Genomic DNA, 26,212 nt, shown 5'->3' on the forward strand with positions numbered 1-26,212 from the left:
ATTGAGCCAGTCTTCTACTTCTCTTCGTTGATGATGCGCCATGGTCATTCTCCTTAACAAAGAGAGCACCATGACGTAGAAAACCTATGAATTGAATGTGGGGATTACCGGACGGACACGATTGGAAAACCGAACATCAATATACAGTAAGCTATTAGTTTATTTAGAAATAGATGGTTAGAACAATGTATTTACAGGTATAGAAGAATGCGCAATGTTATTTTTTTTTATACTTAACGCTATTTATTTTTCCAGCTTACTATATCGTAGTAAGGCAATTTAAGCGCATAAAAATATGGTGTAACTCACTGTTACACCATATCTTTTACTCGCTGTAATTCTCAAATTATTAATTAATGTAAATCGCTCAATACTTCTAGTTTATGTTGGCCATACAGGTTCTCACCATAAACAATTATATCGTTATAGCCATTGCCAGTAATATCTGGAACTACCGTTAATGTTGGTCTTTTTAACCAGTCTGAGCCTAAATTAAATGTCGAAACCTTCACGTTAAATAAGTTTTTAATACTCAGTTCAAACGTTCCGCTAGCTGTCTGACCTAAAAGGCCTATGTCAACAACTTCGTCACCATCAAAGTCTTCTATAGCGACAAAGCGACCTCCGGTTACATTGTTGGGCCAACCGATGCTAAACATGGTGTCATTTCTATCCGTGCCATTTTTTACAATGATTTGATATCTGTTAGAGCTTTCCCTTAGGCCGCCCACTGCAATTTCACTAATTGAATCGGCATTCACGTCAGGCACGATCACTGGTTCATGGGAAACGAAATCATTGGGCCAGCTGTAGATTCCTAAAGTGCCCACTCTACTCACACCACTTTTTGTAAATAGCTGAACTTGACCTGTATCAGTACGTCGACCATAAAGGGCTACGTCATTTTCTCCATCAAAGTCTATGTCTTCTAACGTTACCCATTCATCATCCTCCCAGTTATCACCGAAATTGTAAGCTGGCATTTTATTTGTTGAATCTGTACCACTTATAACTTTCACCTGTATTTTATTGTTGGTTTTTAGCCTTCCAAGCATTCCTACTTCAGGTACTTCATCACCGTTCATATCACTTAATTGCAAATACTTTGCATTGTTCATAAGAGCAGGGAAGGAATATTTATGTAGTGCTTGGCTAGACACGCCATCTCTTATCAGCAGCTGAGGCCTGTCCCCAATATAGAACAACCCTTGCATCCCAACTTCAACAACCCCATCGTCATTCAAATCTGCTAGCGGGGTAAAATGTACTTGAGTCCAATTACCTGCCCAAGAATAATTTTGCACCGTTGCACCGGTTTTCACATCTTTAACCATAAGTTTCGAGCGCAATCCGGCATTGGTGTTTGCATCTTCAATAACCCCAAACAACCCTATTTCAGACGCCCCATTGTTATTCATATCGGCAAATTTATGAACGGTAAATTGGCTAAAGTTATTCGGATATTTAAGTAGTTTTATTTCAGCTTGAGTTACACCATTTATAATACTAGTTGTAACATCGCCGTTGATGGCTTCATAGGTTACAGCCAACTCATCAACGCCATCACCAGAAGTGTCAGATACCGAAGTTACATGATGTATAGTGCTTAGCAGTGTTAAATTCTCATTCCCGTCTAGAATGCCATTGCCATTACTATCTGGGTTATGAGGATCGAACCCTATCAACAACTCATAGTTATCACCCATACCATCGTTATCACTATCTTGGTACTCGGTAGCATCTAACGGAAACGCATCTTGTGAATCAACAACGCCGTCACCATCGTCATCTATATCACAAGCATCACCTAACCCGTCGTTATCATAATCTTCTTGAAGTGGATTGCTCATAAGTGGGCAGTTATCATATTGACCAACAATACCATCGCCATCTGAGTCTGAAGATGCACCTAGTTGATAACCAAGAAAGTTAAGCTTTCCATAGTAGGATTCATCGTACTTATCATAGATAAAACTAAGGTTTGTTGACGCAGTACTTCTTTGCAATTCAGCGATGGCTTCTTCACCCCACCAATTAAATCGAGCATCAATGTTACTTGTACTTTGATTTTCCACACCGTAGCCCGCATTATCTGCGATATCATTGTATTGAATGACTGGTTCAGCATTATTTAACAGTAAAATGCCGCTATCTTTGTTACCTGAAATAGTGTTATTCGTAATAGAAAAAGTGCCATTTCCTTCATCACCATCGAAGGAATTGACCAACCCTATACCGTTATTAACTATGACATTATTTTCCAGTACTGGACGAACATGACCACTTAAGCGAATTCCTTCTCCAAGGTTATTTTTTACACTATTTTCGGTGATGGAGGGTGTTACATCCTCATAGGCGAAGAATGATAACCCATACCCTTCGTAATACAGGTCATCATACCCATAATCAAACACACTACCGAAACCACTAATGTGATTATTAGTAATACTAGGATTTTTCGCTAGAGAGGTATAAGTGGACACACGCAGTCCATTCGACCCTGTCCCAGATATATAGTTTCCATCTATAGCTATTTCACCAAATTCTTCGGAACCGTATCCCATTTCTAGAATAATGCCCCCACCGTTTTGCATAATATTGTTTCTAAAAGTGAAGTCTTCGGTCACACTATCGAAGTAAATATTCTTCTGACCAGTCATTACATTGTTATTAAAAGTTACACTTTGCAAATACCTTAAGCTAGTCTGACCTACATTGTTTACAGTGTTGTTTTCAAACACCAATGTTGTGGATTCTAAATAACCTGACATGAAATCGCTTGATATATTACTAAACTCGGAATCACTAATTTCTACGACACACTCGCAGTAGCCTGGTAGTTCCATTCCAACCCGTGTATTAACTATCTCACTATTCGTTATGATAAAAGAAGAGTTCGGCGAGTAGTTATCTGAACGAACACCAATATAGCTGTTATATAATTTGGTATGATCCATCTTAAACCTAGACGACATTTCTAGGAATATTCCTCCCCACTCACTACTTCTGCCCCTATCTCTTATCGAACGTAATACAACAGGTTCGTCTTCACTGCCGAGTAGGTCAAGGTTTCCCTTTACAATTAACTCACTTCTATTTCTATAATTTCCACTAATTTGGTCATCATAATATGGTACAAATAGGATTTCAGTCCCAGGTTCCAGTGTAAGCAAGGTACCTGAATCAGTGCTTATATCACCCAATACCAAATACGGGCTACCGTAAGCGTTCCAATTAGTGTCCTCATGTAACGTTTGACCACTAAGTACAGTAGTCGCGCGGTATGCTTCAGATTTAACATAAGAGAACAATCCCCAATCATCAGCCTCATCTTCGTAAATAGCGCGTAATCTATCGCCTTTATTTACGTTTAAAATACCATCTGCATTCACTGCGTCTCCATCGGAGTTAACAAAAACCTCGGAAGTGAAAACGCCGCTATTAGCTTGTGTTTCAGTAAGCTCAATTTGCTCACCGGTCAATACTTCATTCACGACATCAAACGTAAATTTATCACCCACCTCAAATTCTACTGCGCCGGCATCTATATCGATAGATAACTCACCTAAGCTGGTTGTATATTCCTCATCATCGTTGTAATAAACATTAAAGCGCTCTTCTTCTTGCCCCGAAACACTCCCGGTAATTAAGAATTCAGAAGAGTTGATCGCTAGGACTTCCCAGCTTTGTTCTTGTACGCTGTCTGTATTAATATTTACATTGATTCCCCCAGTACCTACATTATTACTATTAGGAATGAGGTTCATTACATGGGCAGGAGTACCTTTGTTCTCTTTGTCACTAGTGACGAGAACAGTTACCGTTTCAATTTCTTCAGGCTGTTCGTTAAGATCTTGATCGATGAGCTGAATGGTGATGTCGTCACCCGTTTCATAACTAACAACTGAACTATTGTTACTACTTAAAAAAGTCAATATTCCTGTAGATGTATGTACAGAGGGTATGCCACCGTTTCCAGAAGAACTGTTTAACCAAGCAGAATAATTAACTGTTGAATTGTTAGGTGAGTAGATGAAACTGAGACTTTGAGGATTGACTGCGTTTTCAATCTCGGCTGTTTCTTCCTCTCCCCACCAATTGAATCGTGCATTGATTGCTAAATTAGTTAAATTTCGAATTGCGTAACTCTGGTTTCCTTCAATATCATTGTATTGAATATTCGCCCGTACACTTCCACTTATCTCAATACCATAACTATTGTTGTTTGATATATTATTATTAGTAATATCAAACGTGCCTACAATGTCTTCATCATTGTAGTCCACAGATAAACCTGCACCGTTATTAGTAATTATGTTATTACGAAATACAGGTAAAACTCTACCGGACAAGCTAACACCAGTACCAATATTGCCATTAATTGTATTACCTTCAATAACTGGCGCTATATCCCAGTCGCTAATAATATTTAACCCGCCGCCTTCAAAGGCTCCGTTCCCGTAATCATAAGGTGAATATATCCCGAAACCACGAACTGTATTGCCGGTAACACTCAATTCCACATCGCCTGCACTTGAGATACTCAAGACTAGGCCTTGATAACCTGGGCCAATGATAATGTTATCTGATATATTGAAGTCTAACGGCTGCTCTTCATAGTAAGAGGAAGAAATGAATACTCCTTCGGTTTTATCAATAGTATTCTCTGAAAAATCAAGGTAGTAAGACATACCATAAAAATTGAGATAACCGATGTCATCAAAAACATTCCCATTAAATGTTACTTTGGAAAAATAATTCAAGAAAATATCGCCTGTATCTGAAATGATATTGTCGCTGAAATTTACTGTTCCAGATTCGCCATAAGCTTCGATAGCCCTGTAAGTTATATTACTGAATTCAGAGTTTTTTATCGTTACATCACATTCGTAACAAGAATAGAAATTTAGACCCTCTTTACTATCTTTGAAAACTGAATGGTCGATATTGAGTTTTGCCTCCTCATCATTAAAATACAAATTAAGAGCGGCTTCAGCATTTTTAATTTCTGTATGACTTATAGTTAAATCGCCAGACTCGTATAAGCGCAGTCCGCCCCAGTCTGAATTTGAAGGGATATCACTTAATGATTTTAAACTTATAGGGGCATCCACATTACCCAGAAATTGGATCGTGCCTTCTATGAAAATTTCTGTTTTGTTATAATAATTCCCGTTTCCACTGTAATCAGTATCGGGCAAAAATAATACTTCCGTACCAGCCTGTAATGTGAGAGTACTATCTCTATTCACATTAATATCACCAAGAATAAGATAAGGACTATTTGCTGGTGTCCATACTGTGTCTTGTGTATAGTTTTGAGCTCTCAAAACTGTTGTAGCGTAATGTGTTTCAGCTCGAATCTCATCTTCAAGGTCGTTTACTGTTACTTCATCGCTATAAAAAGCGCGTAACTTATCCCCGGTATATAAATCTAAGATTCCATCATCTGCATTTACACTGCCATCTGTATTCACGACTACAGATGAAACAAACACCCCACTATCTGCAGAGGTTTCCGTGAGTATCACACGCTCCCCTGTTACCACCTCAGGCGCTACAGTAAAGGTGAACTTGTCACCTAAGGCAAAATCAATATCCCCCTCCTCAAAATCAATGCTTATATGACCGCTGCTTGTTGTATAAGTATTATCATTGTAGGTAAAAAAGTACTGTTCCTCTCGCCCTGTTTTACTGCCTGTTACTAGAAACTCATAATTGCTGAGGGCCAATAACTCCCAGCTTTGTGCTTCGACCTCATTTGAATTAATTCGTACGTTTATTGTACCATTACCATTATTACTGCTATTGGCAACGAAATCGATAATCTGTGCTGGCGTGCCCTGATTTTCTAAGAGACTAGTGGCGACAACCTCAACGGTTTCACGAAGATTAGCGTTGGTATTTAAATCCGAATCGCTCAGTTTCAGAAACAAAGCATCGCCTTTTTGTATACTTTTTACAATTTGGTTTGATGCATCCGTGAAATTAAGGCGTCCGGTATCAGCCGCTGATAATTGCAAGCTTGTAACCAATGCAACACAAGCAGTGAAACCTAGAGTAAAATTCCTTTTCATATTCTAATTCTTCTTATAATTTAAGATGTAACTTTTAATGAACTTATAGCAACTACGGCTGGTTTGGCCCGGCCCCTAGAAATAGATAATAGCGCGGCATTTTTCCACGTTATATTTGTTCCTTTTTTTATATACTGAACGTCAGGTAAATCACCCTTTCTACCTTTCAACATAACCTGCTGCTGTCCACCATCTGTATTAAGTACACTTACATATATAATCGCTTCGTTAGTAAGTAAACTGACTTTCTGTACCGTACCATTAATGGGTAGTAAAGGTTCCAATCTTACGAAGGTGATATGTTCAAAGCTTTTATCAAGGTACTTACTGTTTAACTGGTGATCTTTAGTAAGGGTTTCCCATCTTATTTCATCGCCAATGGAAGGGGCTCCCGATAAGCTAGCCCGGTTTAATGATGAGGTTGCAAGCGTTTGTTCGACACCATTTTTATCTTCTATGGTCAAATAAAATGTACCAGGCTCTACTTCGATTTTTATTAGCCTTCCTGCGTTCCCGTTGTTATTACTCACAACCGGCTGAACGTTTGTACTTTGTAAAGCAACGCTTGCCCTTTTGGTTTCACTATGAGAAGGCTCGCTATCAATAAAACAATAAGCTAAAGCCAATAGAGCGAGTGTCGAGAGAAGAAAGGGAGTACGCAAAAAAATCCGTGTTTAAATAATGTTAACTTAATATACTAACGGCTTTCATCTGTAAAGAAAAGTAAAGAAACTCTATAAAATTAAAGGTGCCGACGGGTTATATACGTCAGCACCATTCTTATTGCCAATCATTGCTAGAAATCAAAATTTACTGATTTTGTCGTGCTCTCGCCGTTGGCTTCTCCGTATAAGAAAATAACTTGAGAATCACTGAGAATGATGTGATGAAAGCCAGGTTTGCTATCCCATTCTGAACCAAGTTCTAGTAGACCTACGAATTCACCGGTAGAACTTCGGATATTCATTTGCCAATTCCCATTAGTCTTCTTACGGCCAAATAGTGCGATTTCAGTAGAACCAGATTCATCACCATCAATGTTACCCAAGAACTCAAAAGAGACTTCATCCCAGTTGTTCGCCCAACCAGTCGAAGTTATTGTGCTGTTTCGGTCTCTTCCATCTTTTACTATCATCTGGTACCGGTTGGCACTTTCCCTGAACCCAACCAAAGCAAACTCTTGTGCATCGTCGCCGGTTAAGTCGCGCACGCGGAACAAGTTGAAGTTAGTCAAATCAGGCCATGAATAAATACCTAGGGATCCAGATTGACTCACCCCGCTTTTTGTAAAAAATTGCACACGGCCGTCATCTAAACGCTTGCCCAACAATCCGTAATCATTATTGCCATCATCATTAATATCGCCTGCGTACAGCCACGATATATCTGAATAATTAGCTGGAAAGTTATACGAACCCAGCTTTTGCCCGTTACTACCAGATGATATTCTCACTTGAATCTTCCCATTAGATTTTTGACCTATCATGGAAATATCACGCACACCATCACCATTGAAATCACTATGCCAACCAAAGTTAGTATTGGAATAAATCGCAGGGTATGCATGAAGTGCTAACTTGTCTCCGGTAATGGCATCTTTTACATATAACTGTGGGCGACCGCCATCTTTAAACTTGCCTTGAATAGCTACATCTAAAATTCCGTCGCCATTAGCGTCAGGTAATAGTATAAAACTAATATCAGACCAATTCCCTGGCCAGTTGTGAACTACCACTCGTTCACCCGAAACCGGATCTAATACATATAACTGGGGCTTTTTGAGGTTTTCGTTTTCACCTACAAAGTCTACGAAGCCGAATAGGCCAAGCTCAGCGACGCCGTCACCATTCATATCGTCTAATTGAACTATTTCTGCATTGGTATATTCTTGATTCCAAGACAGGGTCTGAAGCACTTCATTATCTTTGCCAGAGTAAATTACTAATTCATACCCATCATTAAATTGGGTAGCCATATACCAATCCCAATAGTAGTCTCCATTGATATCACCAAAGAACTCTGCTGCCAAAACTTTACTATCTGCACTGACTAACGGATCCAAAGGGTCAATATCACGCCCGTCAGACACACCGTCGCCATCAGTATCCATTAATGAGGGATCTGTACCCAAGCTAAACTCCTGTAGATTGCTCAAACCATCAAAATCTTCATCATTTGATGCATCAGAACCATCCAGATGATTCAAGCTATAAGAGTTTTCGAATACATCAGACATGCCATCGTTATCATCATCGTCATCTTGGCTATCATTTATGCCATCACTATCGTTATCTCCTTGAAAGCCTGATGCTGTGTATTCAGTTTCGTATTTACTTAAATCTTGAAGCTTGACGATATTTATTCTAGGCCGAATTAAAAAACCACTTTCGTCAATTTCCCCATCTAAATTATTGTCAATTTCAGCATAGCTATATTCCAATACTCGCGTAAAGCCTTCCTCGTTTGTTGAAATAGGATCCCAGTACCTAGTGCGTGCAACAAAGTAACTATCAGGATCTTCAAATGAATGAACAACTTTACCATCATCAGTTAAATACCAAGTCCAACGAGAATCACCAATATTAATAGTATCTGCATCCTCGTCGCAGAATATGCCGCGCTCAAGCGCCCCCTCAGTGCTAAATCGATAGGCAAATGTGTAATTGCACTTGAGGAGACCCGTTTCATCATAGCTAGACACACTTCGTCCGTTAATAAAATTGCCCTGGACAAACGGAAACTGAGTTGTGATATGTTTACTGAAATTTGCAGTGTTTTCCTGTAGTTCAACCAGCATTTCTACGTACATATAGATGAGTTCATTGCCACTATAAACTTCAACTATTGTTTCCCAATCATCACTTGTATGAGCAAAGGGAAAATACACGTATCGATACTCCCCCTGAAATAAAATTATCTCTTCGTTTGTTTGGCTAATGGAAAATGGAAGGTTTTGTACTTTGGTGATACCGACACCATTAGTAATATCTCCACTTAAATCTGTAATTGCGGTAAGTAACTCATTCTCATCATAGTAAAAGGCAATATTATCAAGCAACGGTAGCGTCCATTGACTATCAGTGAATGTTCCCATTTCAGTGACTTTTGAACTAGATATCGGAATAATGTTTGTATTGTTGCCAAAAGTCTCATGTTCAATGGTGGGTAAAGAATCTCCTTCCCAACCTCCTGCAATATCATCGACTATAAATTGTGGGATAACTAAACTTTGTAAATGAACGATCGAAACATCTGCAGAGTAGGAGCTATCGTTATCAACCAAATTAGATATTGAAATAGTGCTGGTCACGTTTGTCACTTCAAAGGTGTAATACTGTGGTATAAGACCTTGCGTATGAGCGCTTATGAGTTGGTCTATAACTGAATCACCCCATTTATCGCGATACTCAGTATCGTAAACATCGACATATTCATACGATGTACTTGCAAACCCATTTACTGGAATCGATACGCTATTACTTGTTGCTTCTATATTGACAGTAACGACGGGGAGCAGTGAATAAAGATCACCATTAGAAATGGTTACCTCACCACTTGTCGATGTGTCTAGTATATAATTTGGATAGCTTCCAAAGTGCTCTACCCTTTCTTCCGAATTCAATAGCAGTTTGTCACTTTCTTCAAACAGTTGCTGTAAGGTTACCCCCAAACTCACTGGTGATAACACTACACTAATGCCCATTAATAAGGACTTGAACAACGTTATATTTTTCATTTTACGCTCGATTAATTTAATGAAGTCAGAACTAGCCCAAAAACTGAAAGTTTACGGGATTCGTAGTTACTTGCTTTGTATTAAATCAATACGCTTTCTTACTTTCTGCTAATCAAGAAAGGCATTAAGGACAAATGTGAAATGATAAGTGACTAGGTGTTAACACTCCCTGTATTTTTCATCTCATCATCCTAAACAAGATATCTACAAAGTAGTTTATAGAATAAAAAACAATCGATATCAAATTAAAATCAAGATGAAGTTCAGATTTTCTAAGGTAAGTAACAGATAAGGGGGAAGAGGAGTAGAAGCTAGCTCCTGATGCAACTAGCTTACAAAAAATATATTGAAATATTTAGTCATTCATGATGGTAAATATATGGCGAAATGATTTACGAACCACTTCTTTTTGTTGCTCTATTAATTTTGAATAATCGTAATGGTTATTAAGTCGCGAAATACCTTCTTCAGAGATATCTGAAAAATCTACACATCCTTTTAAATAATCTGGAGCCCAGGCCACGGTATAGGCGTTGAGTTTATTTATACGCTTATTGACTGCCACAAATGGGTTACAATACGTCATGGAGACAATAGCGCCATGCAAACTAGTACCAATAAACAACTTTGCGTGGGCTATCGCACTGGTTATATCATCTATGCATTCATGACTTAAAATAGAAATGGGAAAGTCTGCATTTTCCTTAAGCCATTTGGCGACCTCTATGTCATCATGTCCGGGGCAGTTACCAATGCTAAGAGCGGCTATCTGTAACCCAGTTTTTATATGGATAGATTTTAACTCTTTTAAAATGGTAGGCCACTGACCTTTAGATTTTTCAACAGCAAATTGCACGCACACATAGTCCTCTTCAAGTTGTCTATATAGCGTATTTTTGGGCACTATATCGCTGTAAGTAATAACTGAATCAGGAATTAATTGTGCATCCAGATGAAGCTGGTTTTTTAATACGCGTTGTGTAAGGTGTTCGCGAACAGATAGATACTTTGCGCCAGCTAAAGCTGACTTAGTCATTATTTTCTGACGCCTAACTTTTGGAAGCCCTCCTCCAACCGCATGATAAATAATCTTGTTATTTTCTATTAAACCTGGGTTGGTTAGCGTAAATGGTATTGGTTCACGGTTTAAGCCAAATCGCTTCATTATGCGACGCTCGAGTGTTGGCCCCTTAAATCTATCGTAAAGGTTTTGCCATCGTCGTTTGGTAAAGCCTAGTAGGCGGAGCCAGTTTGCATTTAATACCTCACCACCTGCAATCAATATTGTACTATTTACTGGCCGTTTTTTAGGATCTAAAAAAATATCGTAACCTATTGTTTCTAGAGCCCCAATAGACCTCAAATCACTAGGAATTGTCGCTACATTCACAAAGTTACAATGACCTTGTTTTTCAAGATGGTATTTGGCTACTATCGGAAATAATAAGTCGCCGTAGTTGTATCTGTCACTGGCACTTAGACAATATACTTTGACGTTTTCTTTATTCAATTTTTTGCCCTGTTATAAATTATATGAAAAACTGGCTTATCTGCTTTGCAGCCAAAAGAGTAGAATTTTTTTGGACGATATCGAGTTGCCTTTCACGCTGTTTACGTCTCGCGTTTTCATCATTGATATAGAAAAGCACCAATTCCTCGAGTTCATTTACACTATTATAAGTAATACCTTTGTAGTGCTGAACAGCATCTTTGTTATTGTCACTTAGCACAAAAGCGCCACTAGCTATTAAGTCAACGTACTTGTGACTTACAGTTCCAATGTCATTCATGGGTTGATGATGATCAACTAATGAAATTTTCGATGCAGAAGATAACAAAGGAATATTTTCATAAGGTATTTCATTCGCTGTAACGTACTTAACCGCATTTTTATTACCTTTATATTCATGCCAATGTGGCCCAAATATTTGAAAGGATAAATTATGCTTTTCAACAATAGGGATGATGTCTTCTACTATTGGTCTTATCCGTGGAGAGCCGATGAAAGAGATATCGCATTCATATGTTTTTAATACTTCATCGGTAGATGAAAGTGATGAAAACGGTCGTATAATGTCGATTCTATTTTTATTATCTAAAAATACGTTTTTCCTGAATAATTTAGAGTGCTTCTTTTTATCATTAAGCACAGCATCTTTAACAAACTCACTTGGCAAAAACACCTTTCTAAATTCGTTGTAGCTTTTAATTTTCTCAAAATGACAATAAGCCAATGCTAAGTTATTGGCACTCGGGTCAAACTTCCCAACATCCGGATAAACATGCCGTCTTGGGGCTCCCAAGAAATAAATTCTATTCTTTGAATTTTTTCGGTAATTAATACCTAGCGATGCCATCGCTTCAATAAGGTTAACGTACAATCTATAGTCATACCAAAGCGCACTTTTATGTGGCGACCCTATACTAAAATCCATTATTTACACATCCAATGTCTTACTATTCGTAATAGTCTTTAACAACGTCATACTCCTTTTCTAAATAATGCATAAAGTCTTTTTGGTGAATGACAATTTCACTTCGTCTTTCATTTACACGTGGACTACTGAGCTTTATGTTCATCATATGTCCCAACCGTGATAGGTCACCTTCAAAATTCTCAATTTTGCCGACAAAATCGAACTCATGCAGTCGAACACTTTTAAAGTAATTTTGATAAGGCCTGTTCAAATGAGCAAATTCTTTATTGGATAAGAAGTATTCCAAAACTTCTGGATCAGGGTCTACTAATCTTCCCCCAAACTTTCTATTCAGTATCTCATACTCGTTTTTGTAGTTTTGAGCATCAATTAAATGTTTTAGTAAGGACCATGCTCTTTGAACAGGGTCCCTCAACCAGACTGCTCTTTTTATTGAAGGCGCTATTGCTAACTGCTCGGGAGATGGCTTGAAATGGCCATGAATAATAAAGGGCAACTTTCGAGGTAATGTTATCTTTCCCCGTTCTAAACTTACCACCTCAAATGGCCTGTAAACCTTTCGAACTTCCTTGCGACCTACGGCATCATCAAAAGCTATTCGCAACGACGTACCGGCTGTTTTGGGTATGTGATGAGATAACCATAAAGTGTCTGAAAAATTTATTTTCTGTCGAGAAAAAAAACTATTTAACATCGTTCAAATATTTCCGCTATTTTTATCGAAAATTAGCTTATATAGATTTTTGATTTGAGGCCCGGTTGGGTGAAGTTCGGCCGCCTTAGAAATTAGCTTTTTCGCTGTACCTTTATCTATATCTATAAACATCCTAGCCAGTTCAGATAGGAGGACTGGCGTTGATACGCTGTTAAGAAATTCACTCGTCGCGTATTTCTTATTCAAAGCAGAAACTACTTCTTTATCACAGTTTCGAAATGCTCTAGTGGCTTCCTTAGAAGCGTTGATTGGAATATTGGATATAGATTTGATTGTCTGGTGATAACGACTTTTCACAAACTGTTGAGCTATTAACAATTCAGAGGCCAATCCACATTTATCAATAAAACGTTGCAGACTTAATTGATAAGCTTCATATTTTTCTACATCTACAGTGAAGTCTTCATACTCAGCGTTGTCGACGTTGTAACCAAACCGATTAGTCTTAATAGTTAAACGAGTTTTAGACGGCCTCCCACGGCTTAGAAGGGAAACGTACTCTAATGGTGACCGGAACATTCTATGAACAATCATCGTATCTCTTTGTTGAGATAGCCTCGGATCAAGTTGCTCATGATGGCCCTTCGCTGGTATAAATTTGCTTCCATCTGACAGCAACTTTTTACCTTTTTTGAAACGCGGTAAATGTAAACTCATTGAATCAATAGGCGCATTAGTAGCAACAATCGATTTTATTAGTTTATGTCTAAAGCCATTTATTGATGCCGGTAATACACTAAAAGGTTTATCTTGGCCTTTCTCATTAAACCACTGGAAAGATATCGAATCAGGGTAATCCAATTGCAACAGTTTATTCTTTATGCCAGTAACCATATCCTTAGGCATATAGAATTCGTCAACGTCGATAAACATAATATAATCAAAACCGTCTTCTTTCGCCTTATGCAATGCCAATGAATAGACAATTTGTTGAATGTGGCTTTTTGCTGCCTCTGGACATAAATCAACCCAATCAGCCGTAGTAAATTTTACTTCATCATGTTCCTGTGAAATTTTAGATAGAAGGGGAATACTGTTATCTGATGATCTATTTACATATACTTCGATTTCGTCGAACCCGAAATATAGGTGGTGATGTATCCATTCAGGCAAGTAAGCTGCTTCATCTTTAGCTACCGCGACTAGTTTGACTTTCTTTTCTTGCTTCACCGTTTTTTTAAAGAAGTTCATAATGCAACCACCTCTAACTTGTCTGAAAATAAGCAAAGGGAAATCGAACCAACCTGCTTTTTAAAAGGTCCACTATTATGATAGATACTCACACAATTCCTCTGCAAGTTGCTTAATTTTCATTTGAGCATCGCTCCGAAGTAACCATTTCTGACTAGATAGCGTAAAAGAATTAATAAGCTTGTTTTCTTGATAGTTAGCAATACAACCGACAAATTTATCGCTCATTACCTTCTCGCTACGCTGATCGATAAAATACTTATCGGCATTAACTTCGATAATGTCGTTTTTAATCAGCTCAAATAAGTTATTTATAATATCTGGATCAAGCTTTGCTCTGTGTTCATTAAATGCGATTCGTACTTGGCTACCTGAAATTTCTTTATTTACTGCGAAAAAAGTATTTAAAGCTCGAAGCAATTCTGATTCATAATATTTGAGAGATTTATTGCTCGCGTTTTCATCCTGCAGAGGAATTTTAAACTCTTTGGTATCACTGACTTGTATTATGCTGAAAAATAGCTCTAGTAAGTTGTCAGCTTCTGCAGCAGCGTCGTAATCTATTATCTTAACTTTGTTTTTTCCAAAGACACGTGCAAAGGATTGCAGCTTTATATCTGGGGAAAGCATGGCACTAGTTGCTGGGCGCGCCAAGTGTGGGAAGTGATACTCAAAAAAGGTATCCTGGCCCCCGTGCTTAACGTATTCTTGCCAAATAGAAAACATTTTCTTATTGCCACGACGCCATGAGTAAATTATTTCAATATCGAAATTGGATAGACGCTGTTTTAAATATCTAAAATTTTTTTCATTTAGCGAAATAAAATCTTCACTCGAAAGCAATACATTTTTTTCAGTATGCTCTAAGAATAAAACATCTTCGTCAGTTATTGCTTCATCTTGAATTTTGTTTCTAAAATCGTGGTGGCCAAATATTGTGACAAAGTTTTTAGGATAAAAAACGCCCTGTTGAAGCAACAAACCTTGATTGTCCAACATGGTCTTCTGAATTAATGTAGTACCCGTTTTATGGGGGCCAACATGCAAATATAACTTCATACTTTATTCACCAAAAAAAGGGTAACGTCCAAAGTGAGAAACTTGTTTCCCCCACTTAAGAATATTCTGTTCATTTTCGAAATCAGGCATTGGAAAATTTGCTATTCGCCACTTATCAATAGGATTCAGTATATGTAAGTTATTTAACCCAAAATCCCCACATATTTGAGCGTCTGAACGAACGTTATCACCTACGTGAATAAATGTTTTACCTGACTCATCAACTAAGCCTTTTACATACGTCCACATGGTTCCCGCATCTTTTCGCTTACGTAAATCGGAACTAACAAACAATTTAAATGATATTGTGATGCCTATTTTTCTTAACATTTTGGTTATCTGAGCTTTTGTATAGTAAATATCAGTTACAAACCAAATTTCCTTTCCCTTCTCGTGAAGGTTATGGAGGATCTTGACCATCTCATCTTTTGGCTTAGCCATAGACAAGTCAAAATAAAACTCTTTATCGGCCCACTCCTTTGTTGTGACTTTCGGTATTGACAAGGCTTCAGCCAACTTTTCATAAGTTTCATATATATCTACATCACCTTCGAAAGCACGCATTTTTCTACAAGCAAGTTCAGCATTGTTTCTTTGTGCGACAAAATCTTTCTCCGAAGAGAAATAGCTTAACTTTACTAGTTCTCTACCTAATTTAAACTTCGCATAATCGGGCTCAGTGTATTCTCGCCTCAGAACCGTATCGAAAATATCAAACGAAATAATATCAAATGTATTTAAATCAGATAACACAGTTTCGAAGGGCTTATAATAACTCGATGAAATGTATGATTTGTCTGTAGTGAATTTACCTTGTGGCGGATAATAAAAAAACTGTTTAAAGCCCTGTTTCTCAGCTAACAAACCGATAGAACGTTCTAATGCATGTAACCAACTGCCATCGTTGGGCAGAGGCTCTTCGGGAAAATCGGAGTACTCGAACTTCTCCTTCAATAACGGCGCAATAGCTTTTGGCCTAGCCCAAAACATTCCCCCTACAGGATAGTTTACGAAGTCGTCGCTTATATCTAATCCCCATTTATCTACAAAGTCTTGTGAGATGCCCTTGTTACACGTCCAGTGATTAACCCAAGCAGGCATCATCCAGAATGAGGTAGGGTAATAGATCCCTAACTCTTCTCTTTCGTCAAATAGTCGTAATATTGATTTTACGACGTGTTTATCTTTTAGTAGAAAGTTATTTTGATAATCGAACCACTGAGTTTGTTCTCTTCCACTATACAAAGATTTCTTTGAGTGCAAATGACACATCAAGTCATAATCGAGTAATTCATCGCTGAAATTTACAAGAAACGGTCCAAAGTTTCTTCCTCGGTTCTCACACAAAACCGCTTGGACTTTCTGAACATTTTTCAAACCATTAAAAGTTTTTAGCGCTTTATTCTTTATAGCATCGGTACCGGCAGTGATGAATACATCTACATTAGTGGGAAACCGCTGAACTGAAGCCGCAAACTTATCAACAAAGTCGGGATAAAATATATGTAAAACGATAGCAACTTTTTGTTGTTTCCAAGAAGAGGTTTCTTTTGCTACGAGATCTGTTGATGGGAACCAGCGATTCATTACTTTAGATGAAGCTCTATGTTCATGGCGGCCATGATACATGAAGTGGGTTAGCGGCTCGATCCCAGCTAAGTATATGTCTTGGTTACATCGTAGATAATATTCCGTATCAAAATTAGGAGAAGGATTTACATTTGACGATTTTGATTTTTCGCTGAAATCTTTAAAGGCTGCAAGTGCATGTGGAAAAGTACCATAGTGTTCTTGATACCACTCCACATCGAATAACCCCTCAGCGACGGCTCTTTTAAAAGCCTTTGCAACCTTTGGACGAGTTGTCATTTCAAATGATTGTTGAGCACGTCGTACAATATTTCTTAGTTTATTTCGCATTCTATAACCCAAAGAAATCTAATGGATTCAAATTACCTTGCCCAGAGATTGCATCATCTAATTCAAACAACGGCCATGAGGCGCGAGGTAAAAGGTTACGTTGTGTAACATGGGCGTTAAATATAGCTTCAACTTCTTCTATTGAATATTGAATGTTATTGACATGACAATCAAAAACGCACTCTAGTGCACCTGATAGCAACATCTCAAGATCTGTAAAATTCTCTTGTGTATATGTTCTTTTACCAAAACAAAAGTGATATTTATTACTATTTTTATCTAAGAGGATATCTACAAATTGACCATTGGGGGCCGTTAGAAGAGACTCAAGAAACATAGAGCGGTCTAGCATCATATACCCTCCCCCCATGTTCACATTTGTCTTGTATATATGATCTATGGAAACTGTATAACCATCGATATCTATTTCACCGGAAGCAGTAGTGATCATATAGACACCGTATATTTCACGCTTGGTTATCATGGCAAGAAGCTTTTGAATCGTACCCGAATAGCCAACATCGGTAACAACCGGCGTAATTTCTATGTCAGTGAAACCTATTGATGACAAATAGTTTTGATAAATGCTACGAGTTGTAGAAACAATATCACTGATAACACTCTTTTTTTCTTTGAGGATTTTTACGACTTTCGGATAGTCTCGAGGCAGTTTAATCTTTGAGCTTTCATCATAACCTAATAATATCGCTTCAGTTTGCTCTGACGTGAACGCATATCGAGATTTAAAAAACTCGCCGAGCAAACCATCGAAACTATGCTTCACGCTTATTGACCAACTACGTTCGATATCTAGCGTTATTCTGAACATAAAGGTTCTAGAAGCATAAAGATAGTGTGAGGGTATACTATCGTTATTGAGTATATTGAAAGCTTGTTTGAGCGCATAGCCTTCTCTAGCCAAGTGAAACACTTTAGGCTCACCTGGTATAACGTTTAATTTTTTGATTAACTTTGATGTATAAACAGATAGGATAGGGCCCAGAAAATTATACCCGAACTCTTTCAGTGACGTATTTTTAAGCATGCTGCGGATTCATCTCTTTGTCATTTCGCTTCCTTTCACCCTTTATATATAAAAAAGAGCTTCAATATAATAACATTTTCGACAGTTATTCGTCTCTATCATTCCCTATTTAATAAAAGAAATGTGCCAAAAACAAAAAACCCGGCCTAAGCCGGGTTTTTTAATAATTCTGATAACTCAGAATTAAGAGTATTTATTACTCTTCAGTTGCTTCTACTGCTTCTTCTTCAGCTTCAACAACTGGACGGTCTACTAGTTCAACGTATGCCATAGGGGCATTGTCGCCAGCACGGAGTCCGCATTTAAGAATGCGAGTGTATCCGCCTGGGCGAGCTTCGTAACGAGGACCAAGCTCGTTGAATAGTTTACCAACAACTTCTTTATCACCAGTGCGGGCGAAAGCTAAACGGCGGTTTGCAACGCTGTCTTGCTTAGCCATAGTGATAAGAGGCTCAATAACGCGACGTAATTCTTTCGCTTTTGGTAACGTCGTTTTGATCACTTCGTGCTTGACCAAAGAGCCGGCCATGTTCTTGAACATAGCTTGACGATGGCTGCTGTTGCGATTCAACTGACGACCACTCTTACGATGGCGCATAGTTTTATCCTTCTCTACAAATCAGTTTATTAAAAACCTGATTAATCTTTTTCAGCGATGCTCTCAGGCGGCCAGTTTTCTAGGCGCATACCTAGAGAAAGTCCACGAGATGCTAGAACATCTTTGATTTCAGTTAGCGATTTTTTACCAAGGTTTGGCGTTTTAAGTAGCTCAACCTCAGTACGCTGAACCAGGTCACCAATGTACTGGATAGCTTCTGCTTTTAAACAGTTAGCAGAACGTACAGTTAGCTCTAGGTCATCAACTGGGCGAAGTAGAATCGGATCAAATTCCGGCTTCTCTTCTTTCGCTTCTGGCTCGGACACATCACGTAAATCTACGAATGCATCAAGCTGTTCAGCTAGGATAGTCGCAGAACGGCGGATCGCTTCTTCAGGATCTAAAGTACCGTTCGTTTCCATATCGATAATCAATTTGTCTAGGTCTGTGCGTTGTTCAACACGGGCAGACTCTACACTGTAAGCTATACGCTCAACTGGGCTGTATGAAGCATCAACTAATAAACGACCAATTGGACGATCATCTTCTTCAGAGGAGCGACGGGTAGAAGCTGGTACATAACCGCGACCCATTTCTACTTTAATGCGCATGCTGATTTCAGCTTCGCCAGTTAAAGTACAAACTAAGTGGTCAGGGTTAACAATTTCTACGTCGCCATCATGCTGAATGTCACCAGCAACAACAGGGCCAGCGCCAGATTTCACTAGAGTTAGGGTTGCCTCAGTTTTACCTTCAAGGCGAACCGCTAAACCTTTAAGATTTAGCAAGATTTCAATTACGTCTTCTTGCACACCTTCTTTGGTGCTGTACTCGTGAAGAACGCCATCAATTTCTACTTCAGTAACTGCGCATCCTGGCATGGATGACAACAAGATACGACGTAGGGCGTTACCTAGAGTGTGGCCAAAGCCGCGCTCTAGTGGTTCCAAAGTTACTTTGGCACGAGTAGGAGAAACGTTTTCGATCTCAACTAATCTCGGTTTAAGGAATTCAGTCACAGAACCCACAATGCTTCCTCTTTAGTTAGCTTTACTTAGAGTAAAGTTCAACGATCAACTGTTCGTTAATTTCCGCAGACAAATCAGTTCTTTCTGGTAGGCGCTTAAAAGTACCTTCCATTTTAGTGCTGTCTACTTCAATCCAAGTTGGCTTCTCGCGTTGGTCAGCCAGTTCCAAAGCAGCTACGATACGAGCTTGCTTCTTAGCTTTTTCACGAACAGAAACCACGTCTTCGGCAGAAACGTTGAATGATGGAATGTTCACAACTTGACCATTTACCATGATCGCCTTGTGGCTAACTAGCTGACGTGCTTCTGCACGTGTGCTAGCAAATCCCATACGATAAACTACGTTATCAAGACGCTTTTCTAAAAGTTGTAACAAGTTTTCACCTGTGTTCCCTTTTAGACGTGCAGCTTCTTTATAGTAGTTACGGAATTGCTTTTCAAGAACGCCATACATACGACGAACTTTTTGTTTTTCACGCAGCTGAACACCGTAGTCAGACAAACGGCCACGACGGGCTCCATGCTGACCAGGCGCTGTATCGATTTTACATTTAGAATCGATTGCGCGAACGCCGCTCTTAAGGAACAAATCAGTTCCTTCGCGACGGCTAAGTTTGAGTTTTGGACCCAAATATCTTGCCATGATCTTTCTCCAACTGTCCGTCGATTAAACGCGACGTTTTTTCGGTGGACGACAACCGTTGTGAGGAATTGGTGTCACATCGGTAATATTTGTGATCTTATAACCAGTAGCGTTAAGAGCACGGATCGCAGACTCACGGCCTGGACCTGGACCTTTTACAAACACTTCTAGGTTTTTAAGACCGTATTCTTGTGCAGCAACACCTGCACGCTCTGCAGCAACCTGTGCAGCAAATGGGGTAGATTTACGTGAACCACGGAAACCTGAACCACCAGATGTCGCCCATGCTAATGCATTGCCTTGACGGTCTGTAATAGTCACAATTGTGTTGTTGAAAGACGCATGGATATGAGCCATACCGTCTGCAACCTGACGTTTAGCGCGCTTACGCGTACTACGAGCTGGTGCTTTAGCCATAACTTATTCCCCGTTTACTTCTTAATTGGCTTACGAGGACCTTTACGGGTACGCGCATTTGTTTTAGTGCGCTGACCACGTAGAGGCAAGCTACGACGGTGGCGAATACCACGGAAGCAACCCAGGTCCATCAAACGTTTGATGCTCATAGAGACTTCACGGCGTAAATCACCTTCAACGGTAAATTTAGCCACTTCGTCACGAAGCTTATCAATAGTCGCTTCGTCTAGCTCTTTGATCTTTGTATCTTCTGCAACACCAGCACCTACACAAATGCTTTTAGCACGTGTAGGACCAACGCCATAGATCGCTTGGATAGCGATTACAGCATGCTTGTGCTCAGGAATGTTAATGCCAGCGATACGGGCCATTAACAGCACTCCTCTAATTTATTGTTGACGACCTAAAAAGCCCGATAGGATACTTACCCGTCAACTAAATTGCAAATATTTAGGTTCTGAACACTTTAAACAAAACCAGCAGAACCTGATAAGTATAAGTCAGGCCCTGCTTATTGGCTTTGCGAGTATTCAGTACCGCGTAGATTAACCTTGCCTTTGCTTATGCTTCGGCTCTGTACAAATTACGCGCACAACACCGTTGCGTTTGATAACTTTACAGTTACGGCAAATCTTTTTAACTGATGCACGAACTTTCATTACATCACTCCCCTATCTTATAAATTAAGGGGCTAACTTAACGGCCGTAGCCTTTAAGATTAGCTTTCTTCAGAACAGACTCATATTGACTACTCATCAAATGTGTCTGCACCTGTGCCATAAAGTCCATGATAACCACCACAATAATTAGAAGCGACGTACCACCGAAGTAGAACGGAACATTCCAGGCAATTAGCATGAATTCAGGCACCAAACAAATAAAGGTTATGTACAGCGCGCCTGCCAGAGTCAGACGAGTCATTACCTTATCGATATAACGTGATGTTTGTTCACCAGGACGGATACCTGGTACAAACGCACCAGACTTCTTCAAGTTATCCGCTGTTTCACGCGGGTTGAAAACCAACGCCGTGTAGAAGAAGCAGAAGAAGATTATCGCTGTTGCGTATAACATCACATACAGGGGCTGACCTGGAGATAGCATAAGTGCTACGTCCTGCAACCACGCCGTAGATTCATTCTGTCCGAACCATCCTGCGATAGTACCCGGAAACAAAATGATGCTGGAAGCAAAGATGGGTGGAATTACACCAGCCATGTTGACTTTCAGTGGTAAATGCGTGCTTTGCGCGGCAAAAACCTGACGGCCTTGCTGACGCTTTGCGTAGTTTACCACAATTCTGCGCTGTCCGCGCTCTACAAATACCACAAGGTATGTAAGCGCAATAACAATCACAGCCATCAACAACAAGAACAACAAGTTAATGTCGCCTTGTCTTGCTTGTTCTGCCGTCTGACCTATCGCTGTTGGTAGACCGGCAACAATACCAGCAAATATCAATATAGAAATACCGTTACCGATACCTCGTTCAGTAATTTGCTCACCTAACCACATTAGGAACATCGTTCCTGTGACTAAGCTCACTACTGCCGTAAAGTAGAATCCGAAGCCAGGGTTCAATACCAGTCCATTAATTAGGTTAGGCAGACCCGTCGATATTCCAATTGATTGGAAGATAGCCAATACCAACGTTAAATAACGTGTGTACTGACTAATTTTACGACGACCTGCTTCGCCTTCTTTTTTAAGCTCTATCATCGGTGGATGAACCACCGAGAGCAACTGCATAATAATTGATGCAGTAATGTATGGCATGATGCCCAAAGCCAGAACGGATGCACGCTCAAGCGCACCACCGGAGAACATGTTAAACATTTCTACAATGGTACCTTTCTGTTGCTCGAACAAGTCAGCAAGTACAGCTGGATCGATGCCCGGAATAGGAACATAAGAACCTAATCTGAATACAACAATCGCACCGAGTACGAACAACAATCTTGCTTTAAGCTCACTCAAGCCGCTTTTCGCGCCTGAATCCAATCCTGGTTTAGCCATCTAGCTTATTCCTCTACTTTACCGCCAGCAGCTTCAATCGCTTCTTTAGCGCCTTTAGTAACCTTTAAACCGCTTACTGTAACAGCGCGTGATACTTCACCGCTCTTGATAACTTTAACGAACTGAATCTCTTTTTTCACAAGACCAGCTGCTTTTAAAGTTTCTAGAGATGCTGTATCACCATCAACCTTTGCGATTTCTGCAAGAGTTACTTCGTCAGTAACGAAGCTCTTACGTGATGTGAAACCGAATTTAGGAAGACGACGCTGAAGTGGCATCTGACCACCTTCAAATCCTGGCTTAACACGGCCACCTGAACGGCTTTTTTGACCTTTGTGACCTGCGCCACCTGTTTTACCTAGACCTGAACCGATACCACGACCAGTACGCTTACCAGAATGTTTAGCTCCTGGAGCAGGAGCAATAGTATTTAAACGCATAACTTACTCCTCGACTATTTCGACCATGTAATTAACACGGTGAATCATGCCGCGTACACTTGGCGTATCTTCCAGTTCACGAACATGGTTGATTTTACGAAGGCCTAAACCTTTAAGCGTAGCTCTGTGCTTTGGCAGACGGCCAATCGCACTTTTAGTTTGCTTTACTTTAATCGTTGCCATGTCTGATTACCCCAAAATTTCTGATACAGACAATCCACGTTTCGCAGCAACTTTCGCTGGAGAATTCATCTCTGTCAGCGCGTTGATTGTTGCACGAACAACGTTGATTGGGTTCGTAGAACCGTAACATTTTGAAAGTACGTTCTGTACACCAGCTACTTCAAGTACTGCACGCATTGCACCGCCGGCGATGATACCGGTACCTTCTGATGCTGGTTGCATGTAGACTTTAGAGCCAGAGTGACGACCTTTAATTGGGTGCTGTAACGTGTGGCCGTTAAGGTCAACGTCAACCATGTTGCGACGTGCCTTTTCCATAGCTTTCTGGATTGCAGCAGGCACTTCACGTGCTTTACCATAACCGAAACCTACGCGACCATTACCGTCACCCACTACTGTCAATGCAGTAAAACTAAAGATACGACCACCTTTAACCACTTTAGATACGCGGTTAACAGCAATCAATTTCTCTAATAGTTCACCGTTCTGAACTTCTTGTTTAGCCATTATAAACTCCTAGAACTGAAGGCCAGCTTCGCGAGCTGCATCAGCTAATGCCTTAACGCGACCGTGGTATTTAAAACCACTACGATCGAAAGCCACTTTTTCAATGCCTTTCTCTTTAGCGCGTTCTGCAATTGCTTTACCGACTATCGCCGCTGCTTCAGCGTTACCTGTTGACTTAAGATCTTTTGCAAGTTCTTTATCTACAGTAGAAGCCGCTGCTAATACTTCAGAACCGCTAGGAGCGATTAACTGAGCATAGATGTGGCGAGGTGTACGGTTAATTACCAAGCGATGCGCGGCCAGTTCACGAATTTTTGCTCGTGCGCGTGTAGCGCGACGAATGCGAGCTGTTTTCTTATCCATCGTATCACCCACCTACTTTTTCTTAGCTTCTTTACGACGTACATGTTCGTCAGCGTAACGTACACCTTTGCCTTTGTAAGGCTCTGGTGGACGGTAAGCGCGAATGTTCGCCGCAACCTGTCCTACAACCTGCTTATCGGCGCCTTTCACGACGATTTCAGTTTGCGTAGGCGTTTCAACGGTAATGCCTTCAGGCATCTCGTATACTACTGGGTGAGAGAAACCAAGCGTCAGGTTTAGTTTGCTACCTTGTGCTTGCGCACGGTAACCAACACCATTTAACTGAAGCTTTTTCTCAAAACCTTGTGAAACACCTTGAACCATTGCGTTAAGAAGAGAGCGTACAGTACCAGCCTGTGCCCAAGCGTCAGCGAAACCTTCGCGAGGAAGTGCTTTCAATTGGTTCTCTTCTTGTACAACTTCTACAGCGTCGTTAAAAACGCGGGTCAAAGTGCCTTTACTACCTTTTGCGGTAATTTCTTGGCCAGCGATAGAAATATCTACACCTGAAACCAAGTCTACTGGGGCTTTTGCTACTCGTGACATTTCAACTCCTCCGTTATGCTACATAACCGATGATCTCACCGCCCATGCCAGCGTTACGCGCTGCACGGTCAGTCATCACACCTTTAGAAGTCGACACGATCGCGACACCCAATCCACCCATTACTTTAGGAAGCTCATCTTTTTTCTTATAGATTCGCAGACCTGGGCGGCTTACACGCTCAATAGTGTCAATTACTTGCTTGCCTTCGAAGTACTTAAGCGTAACTTCTAAAACAGGCTTAACGTCACCAGATGCAGCGAAGTCAGTAATATAACCTTCAGACTTTAATACTTCACAAATTGCTACGCGAAGTTTAGAAGAAGGCATAACTACAGAAACTTTCTCTGCCATTTGGCCGTTACGGATGCGGGTAAACATATCCGCGATAGGATCTTGCATGCTCATTATCAGCTACTCCTTACCAGCTGGCTTTTTTAAGGCCAGGGACTTCGCCGCGCATCGCTGCTTCACGCAGTTTGATACGGCTAAGACCGAATTTGCGAAGGTAACCATGTGGACGACCAGTTACGCGGCAGCGATTACGCTGACGTGAAGAACTTGAGTCACGTGGCAGTTGTTGTAGCTTAAGAACAGCGTCCCAACGCTCTTCTTCAGATACGTTAACATCGCTGATAGTCGCTTTAAGTGCGGCACGTTTTTCTGCGTACTTAGCTACTAGCTTAGCGCGCTTTACTTCACGGGCCTTCATTGATTCTTTTGCCATAACCCTACACCCTACTTTTTAAATGGGAAGTTGAACGCGTCCAGCAGAGCACGTGCTTCTTCATTTGAGTCCGCACTGGTAGTGATAGTAATATCCATACCACGAACTTTATCCACTTTATCGAAATCGATTTCAGGGAAAATGATTTGCTCACGCACGCCCATGCTGTAGTTACCACGACCGTCGAATGACTTAGGGTTCAAACCACGGAAGTCGCGAACACGTGGGATAGCGATTGAAATCAAACGCTCAAGGAATTCCCACATACGCTCGCCGCGTAAGGTTACTTTACAGCCAATCGGATAACCTTCACGGATTTTAAAGCCCGCTACTGATCTTCTAGCAACTGTAACAATCGGCTTCTGACCGGCGATAGCCGCCATGTCAGCTTGAGCATTTTCAAGCACCTTCTTGTCAGCAATTGCTTCACCTAAACCCATGTTTAGAGTGATTTTTTCAATCCGAGGGACTTGCATGACGCTTTTGTACCCGAACTGCTTAGCAAGTTCAGCTACTACTGTTTCTTTATAGAAATCATGCAGTTTCGCCATCGTACTCTCCAATA

25 protein-coding genes are annotated in these 26,212 nt (G+C 40.2%); all 25 read right to left on the reverse strand.

Features of this window, described 5'->3' with window-relative positions:
* Positions 1 to 353: 353 nt before the first annotated feature.
* On the reverse strand, positions 354 to 6,077 hold the full coding sequence (locus AMBT_RS18640; protein WP_013786202.1) for a right-handed parallel beta-helix repeat-containing protein: 5,724 nt from the start codon (positions 6,075 to 6,077) through the stop codon (positions 354 to 356).
* A gap of 20 nt (positions 6,078 to 6,097) precedes the next feature.
* Complete coding sequence (locus tag AMBT_RS18645) at positions 6,098 to 6,703, reverse strand: hypothetical protein (protein ID WP_013786203.1); 606 nt, start codon at positions 6,701 to 6,703, stop codon at positions 6,098 to 6,100.
* A gap of 170 nt (positions 6,704 to 6,873) precedes the next feature.
* Positions 6,874 to 9,813 carry a hypothetical protein gene (locus AMBT_RS18650; protein WP_013786204.1) on the reverse strand — a complete coding sequence of 980 codons (2,940 nt, stop codon included), beginning with the start codon at positions 9,811 to 9,813 and terminating at the stop codon, positions 6,874 to 6,876.
* A 355-nt stretch (positions 9,814 to 10,168) separates the two neighbouring features.
* Positions 10,169 to 11,323 carry a polysaccharide pyruvyl transferase family protein gene (locus AMBT_RS18655; protein ID WP_013786205.1) on the reverse strand — a complete coding sequence of 385 codons (1,155 nt, stop codon included), beginning with the start codon at positions 11,321 to 11,323 and terminating at the stop codon, positions 10,169 to 10,171.
* 19 nt (positions 11,324 to 11,342) lie between these two features.
* The gene (locus tag AMBT_RS18660; protein WP_013786206.1) at positions 11,343 to 12,248 is read right to left on the reverse strand and encodes a glycosyltransferase family protein; all 906 of its coding nucleotides are present in this window, start codon (positions 12,246 to 12,248) and stop codon (positions 11,343 to 11,345) included.
* A gap of 22 nt (positions 12,249 to 12,270) precedes the next feature.
* On the reverse strand, positions 12,271 to 12,945 hold the full coding sequence (locus tag AMBT_RS18665) for a hypothetical protein (RefSeq protein ID WP_013786207.1): 675 nt from the start codon (positions 12,943 to 12,945) through the stop codon (positions 12,271 to 12,273).
* 3 nt (positions 12,946 to 12,948) lie between these two features.
* Complete coding sequence (locus AMBT_RS18670) at positions 12,949 to 14,157, reverse strand: glycosyltransferase family 2 protein (RefSeq protein ID WP_013786208.1); 1,209 nt, start codon at positions 14,155 to 14,157, stop codon at positions 12,949 to 12,951.
* 75 nt (positions 14,158 to 14,232) lie between these two features.
* Entirely contained in the window at positions 14,233 to 15,216 is a 984-nt protein-coding gene (locus tag AMBT_RS18675) for a hypothetical protein (protein ID WP_013786209.1), read from the reverse strand.
* Positions 15,217 to 15,219: 3 nt separating this feature from the next.
* Positions 15,220 to 17,136 (reverse strand): rhamnan synthesis F family protein, encoded by a 1,917-nt coding sequence (locus AMBT_RS18680; RefSeq protein ID WP_013786210.1) that lies wholly within the window; start codon positions 17,134 to 17,136, stop codon positions 15,220 to 15,222.
* 1 nt (position 17,137) lies between these two features.
* Entirely contained in the window at positions 17,138 to 17,965 is an 828-nt protein-coding gene (locus tag AMBT_RS18685; protein WP_232363157.1) for an HAD family hydrolase, read from the reverse strand.
* Positions 17,966 to 18,377: 412 nt separating this feature from the next.
* Positions 18,378 to 18,779, reverse strand: a complete 402-nt coding sequence (rplQ, locus tag AMBT_RS18690; protein WP_013786212.1) for a 50S ribosomal protein L17 — start codon at positions 18,777 to 18,779, stop codon at positions 18,378 to 18,380.
* 41 nt (positions 18,780 to 18,820) lie between these two features.
* Positions 18,821 to 19,810, reverse strand: a complete 990-nt coding sequence (locus tag AMBT_RS18695) for a DNA-directed RNA polymerase subunit alpha (protein ID WP_041452624.1) — start codon at positions 19,808 to 19,810, stop codon at positions 18,821 to 18,823.
* Positions 19,811 to 19,829: 19 nt separating this feature from the next.
* A complete protein-coding gene (gene rpsD / locus AMBT_RS18700) occupies positions 19,830 to 20,450 on the reverse strand; it encodes a 30S ribosomal protein S4 (RefSeq protein ID WP_013786214.1) in 621 nt (206 codons plus the stop codon).
* 24 nt (positions 20,451 to 20,474) lie between these two features.
* Positions 20,475 to 20,867 carry a 30S ribosomal protein S11 gene (gene rpsK, locus AMBT_RS18705; RefSeq protein ID WP_013786215.1) on the reverse strand — a complete coding sequence of 131 codons (393 nt, stop codon included), beginning with the start codon at positions 20,865 to 20,867 and terminating at the stop codon, positions 20,475 to 20,477.
* 14 nt (positions 20,868 to 20,881) lie between these two features.
* On the reverse strand, positions 20,882 to 21,238 hold the full coding sequence (rpsM, locus tag AMBT_RS18710; RefSeq protein ID WP_013786216.1) for a 30S ribosomal protein S13: 357 nt from the start codon (positions 21,236 to 21,238) through the stop codon (positions 20,882 to 20,884).
* Between the two features lie 174 nt (positions 21,239 to 21,412).
* Positions 21,413 to 21,526 carry a 50S ribosomal protein L36 gene (gene rpmJ / locus AMBT_RS22270; RefSeq protein ID WP_013786217.1) on the reverse strand — a complete coding sequence of 38 codons (114 nt, stop codon included), beginning with the start codon at positions 21,524 to 21,526 and terminating at the stop codon, positions 21,413 to 21,415.
* A 37-nt stretch (positions 21,527 to 21,563) separates the two neighbouring features.
* Complete coding sequence (secY, locus tag AMBT_RS18715; RefSeq protein WP_013786218.1) at positions 21,564 to 22,883, reverse strand: preprotein translocase subunit SecY; 1,320 nt, start codon at positions 22,881 to 22,883, stop codon at positions 21,564 to 21,566.
* A gap of 5 nt (positions 22,884 to 22,888) precedes the next feature.
* Positions 22,889 to 23,323: a 50S ribosomal protein L15 gene (gene rplO, locus AMBT_RS18720; RefSeq protein ID WP_013786219.1), complete on the reverse strand. Its 435-nt coding sequence runs from the start codon at positions 23,321 to 23,323 to the stop codon at positions 22,889 to 22,891.
* A 3-nt stretch (positions 23,324 to 23,326) separates the two neighbouring features.
* On the reverse strand, positions 23,327 to 23,506 hold the full coding sequence (gene rpmD, locus AMBT_RS18725; RefSeq protein WP_013786220.1) for a 50S ribosomal protein L30: 180 nt from the start codon (positions 23,504 to 23,506) through the stop codon (positions 23,327 to 23,329).
* Positions 23,507 to 23,512: 6 nt separating this feature from the next.
* On the reverse strand, positions 23,513 to 24,013 hold the full coding sequence (gene rpsE, locus AMBT_RS18730; protein WP_013786221.1) for a 30S ribosomal protein S5: 501 nt from the start codon (positions 24,011 to 24,013) through the stop codon (positions 23,513 to 23,515).
* Between the two features lie 9 nt (positions 24,014 to 24,022).
* Positions 24,023 to 24,376 carry a 50S ribosomal protein L18 gene (gene rplR / locus AMBT_RS18735; RefSeq protein ID WP_041453128.1) on the reverse strand — a complete coding sequence of 118 codons (354 nt, stop codon included), beginning with the start codon at positions 24,374 to 24,376 and terminating at the stop codon, positions 24,023 to 24,025.
* Between the two features lie 12 nt (positions 24,377 to 24,388).
* Positions 24,389 to 24,922: a 50S ribosomal protein L6 gene (gene rplF, locus AMBT_RS18740; RefSeq protein WP_013786223.1), complete on the reverse strand. Its 534-nt coding sequence runs from the start codon at positions 24,920 to 24,922 to the stop codon at positions 24,389 to 24,391.
* 13 nt (positions 24,923 to 24,935) lie between these two features.
* The gene (rpsH, locus tag AMBT_RS18745) at positions 24,936 to 25,328 is read right to left on the reverse strand and encodes a 30S ribosomal protein S8 (protein ID WP_013786224.1); all 393 of its coding nucleotides are present in this window, start codon (positions 25,326 to 25,328) and stop codon (positions 24,936 to 24,938) included.
* Positions 25,329 to 25,341: 13 nt separating this feature from the next.
* On the reverse strand, positions 25,342 to 25,647 hold the full coding sequence (gene rpsN, locus AMBT_RS18750; protein WP_013786225.1) for a 30S ribosomal protein S14: 306 nt from the start codon (positions 25,645 to 25,647) through the stop codon (positions 25,342 to 25,344).
* Positions 25,648 to 25,658: 11 nt separating this feature from the next.
* Positions 25,659 to 26,198, reverse strand: coding sequence for a 50S ribosomal protein L5 (rplE, locus tag AMBT_RS18755; RefSeq protein WP_013786226.1), 540 nt, complete (start codon positions 26,196 to 26,198; stop codon positions 25,659 to 25,661).
* Positions 26,199 to 26,212: the final 14 nt, after the last annotated feature.

Origin of the sequence: Alteromonas naphthalenivorans (assembly GCF_000213655.1) — a bacterium.
In the GTDB taxonomy this organism is placed as follows: domain Bacteria; phylum Pseudomonadota; class Gammaproteobacteria; order Enterobacterales; family Alteromonadaceae; genus Alteromonas; species Alteromonas naphthalenivorans.

Bases quoted from the DNA above. Each gene is read 5' to 3' on its own strand.
- AMBT_RS18640 (WP_013786202.1), bottom strand. From the start codon at position 6,077: ATGAAAAGGAATTTTACTCTAGGTTTCACTGCTTGTGTTGCATTGGTT.
- AMBT_RS18650 (WP_013786204.1), bottom strand. From the start codon at position 9,813: ATGAAAAATATAACGTTGTTCAAGTCCTTATTAATGGGCATTAGTGTA.
- AMBT_RS18660 (WP_013786206.1), bottom strand. From the start codon at position 12,248: ATGGATTTTAGTATAGGGTCGCCACATAAAAGTGCGCTTTGGTATGAC.
- AMBT_RS18665 (WP_013786207.1), bottom strand. From the start codon at position 12,945: ATGTTAAATAGTTTTTTTTCTCGACAGAAAATAAATTTTTCAGACACT.
- AMBT_RS18670 (WP_013786208.1), bottom strand. From the start codon at position 14,157: ATGAACTTCTTTAAAAAAACGGTGAAGCAAGAAAAGAAAGTCAAACTA.
- AMBT_RS18675 (WP_013786209.1), bottom strand. From the start codon at position 15,216: ATGAAGTTATATTTGCATGTTGGCCCCCATAAAACGGGTACTACATTA.
- AMBT_RS18680 (WP_013786210.1), bottom strand. From the start codon at position 17,136: ATGCGAAATAAACTAAGAAATATTGTACGACGTGCTCAACAATCATTT.
- AMBT_RS18685 (WP_232363157.1), bottom strand. From the start codon at position 17,965: ATGTTCAGAATAACGCTAGATATCGAACGTAGTTGGTCAATAAGCGTG.
- rplQ (WP_013786212.1), bottom strand. From the start codon at position 18,779: ATGCGCCATCGTAAGAGTGGTCGTCAGTTGAATCGCAACAGCAGCCAT.
- rpsD (WP_013786214.1), bottom strand. From the start codon at position 20,450: ATGGCAAGATATTTGGGTCCAAAACTCAAACTTAGCCGTCGCGAAGGA.
- rpsK (WP_013786215.1), bottom strand. From the start codon at position 20,867: ATGGCTAAAGCACCAGCTCGTAGTACGCGTAAGCGCGCTAAACGTCAG.
- rpsM (WP_013786216.1), bottom strand. From the start codon at position 21,238: ATGGCCCGTATCGCTGGCATTAACATTCCTGAGCACAAGCATGCTGTA.
- rpmJ (WP_013786217.1), bottom strand. From the start codon at position 21,526: ATGAAAGTTCGTGCATCAGTTAAAAAGATTTGCCGTAACTGTAAAGTT.
- secY (WP_013786218.1), bottom strand. From the start codon at position 22,883: ATGGCTAAACCAGGATTGGATTCAGGCGCGAAAAGCGGCTTGAGTGAG.
- rplO (WP_013786219.1), bottom strand. From the start codon at position 23,323: ATGCGTTTAAATACTATTGCTCCTGCTCCAGGAGCTAAACATTCTGGT.
- rpmD (WP_013786220.1), bottom strand. From the start codon at position 23,506: ATGGCAACGATTAAAGTAAAGCAAACTAAAAGTGCGATTGGCCGTCTG.
- rpsE (WP_013786221.1), bottom strand. From the start codon at position 24,013: ATGGCTAAACAAGAAGTTCAGAACGGTGAACTATTAGAGAAATTGATT.
- rplR (WP_041453128.1), bottom strand. From the start codon at position 24,376: ATGGATAAGAAAACAGCTCGCATTCGTCGCGCTACACGCGCACGAGCA.
- rplF (WP_013786223.1), bottom strand. From the start codon at position 24,922: ATGTCACGAGTAGCAAAAGCCCCAGTAGACTTGGTTTCAGGTGTAGAT.
- rpsH (WP_013786224.1), bottom strand. From the start codon at position 25,328: ATGAGCATGCAAGATCCTATCGCGGATATGTTTACCCGCATCCGTAAC.
- rpsN (WP_013786225.1), bottom strand. From the start codon at position 25,647: ATGGCAAAAGAATCAATGAAGGCCCGTGAAGTAAAGCGCGCTAAGCTA.
- rplE (WP_013786226.1), bottom strand. From the start codon at position 26,198: ATGGCGAAACTGCATGATTTCTATAAAGAAACAGTAGTAGCTGAACTT.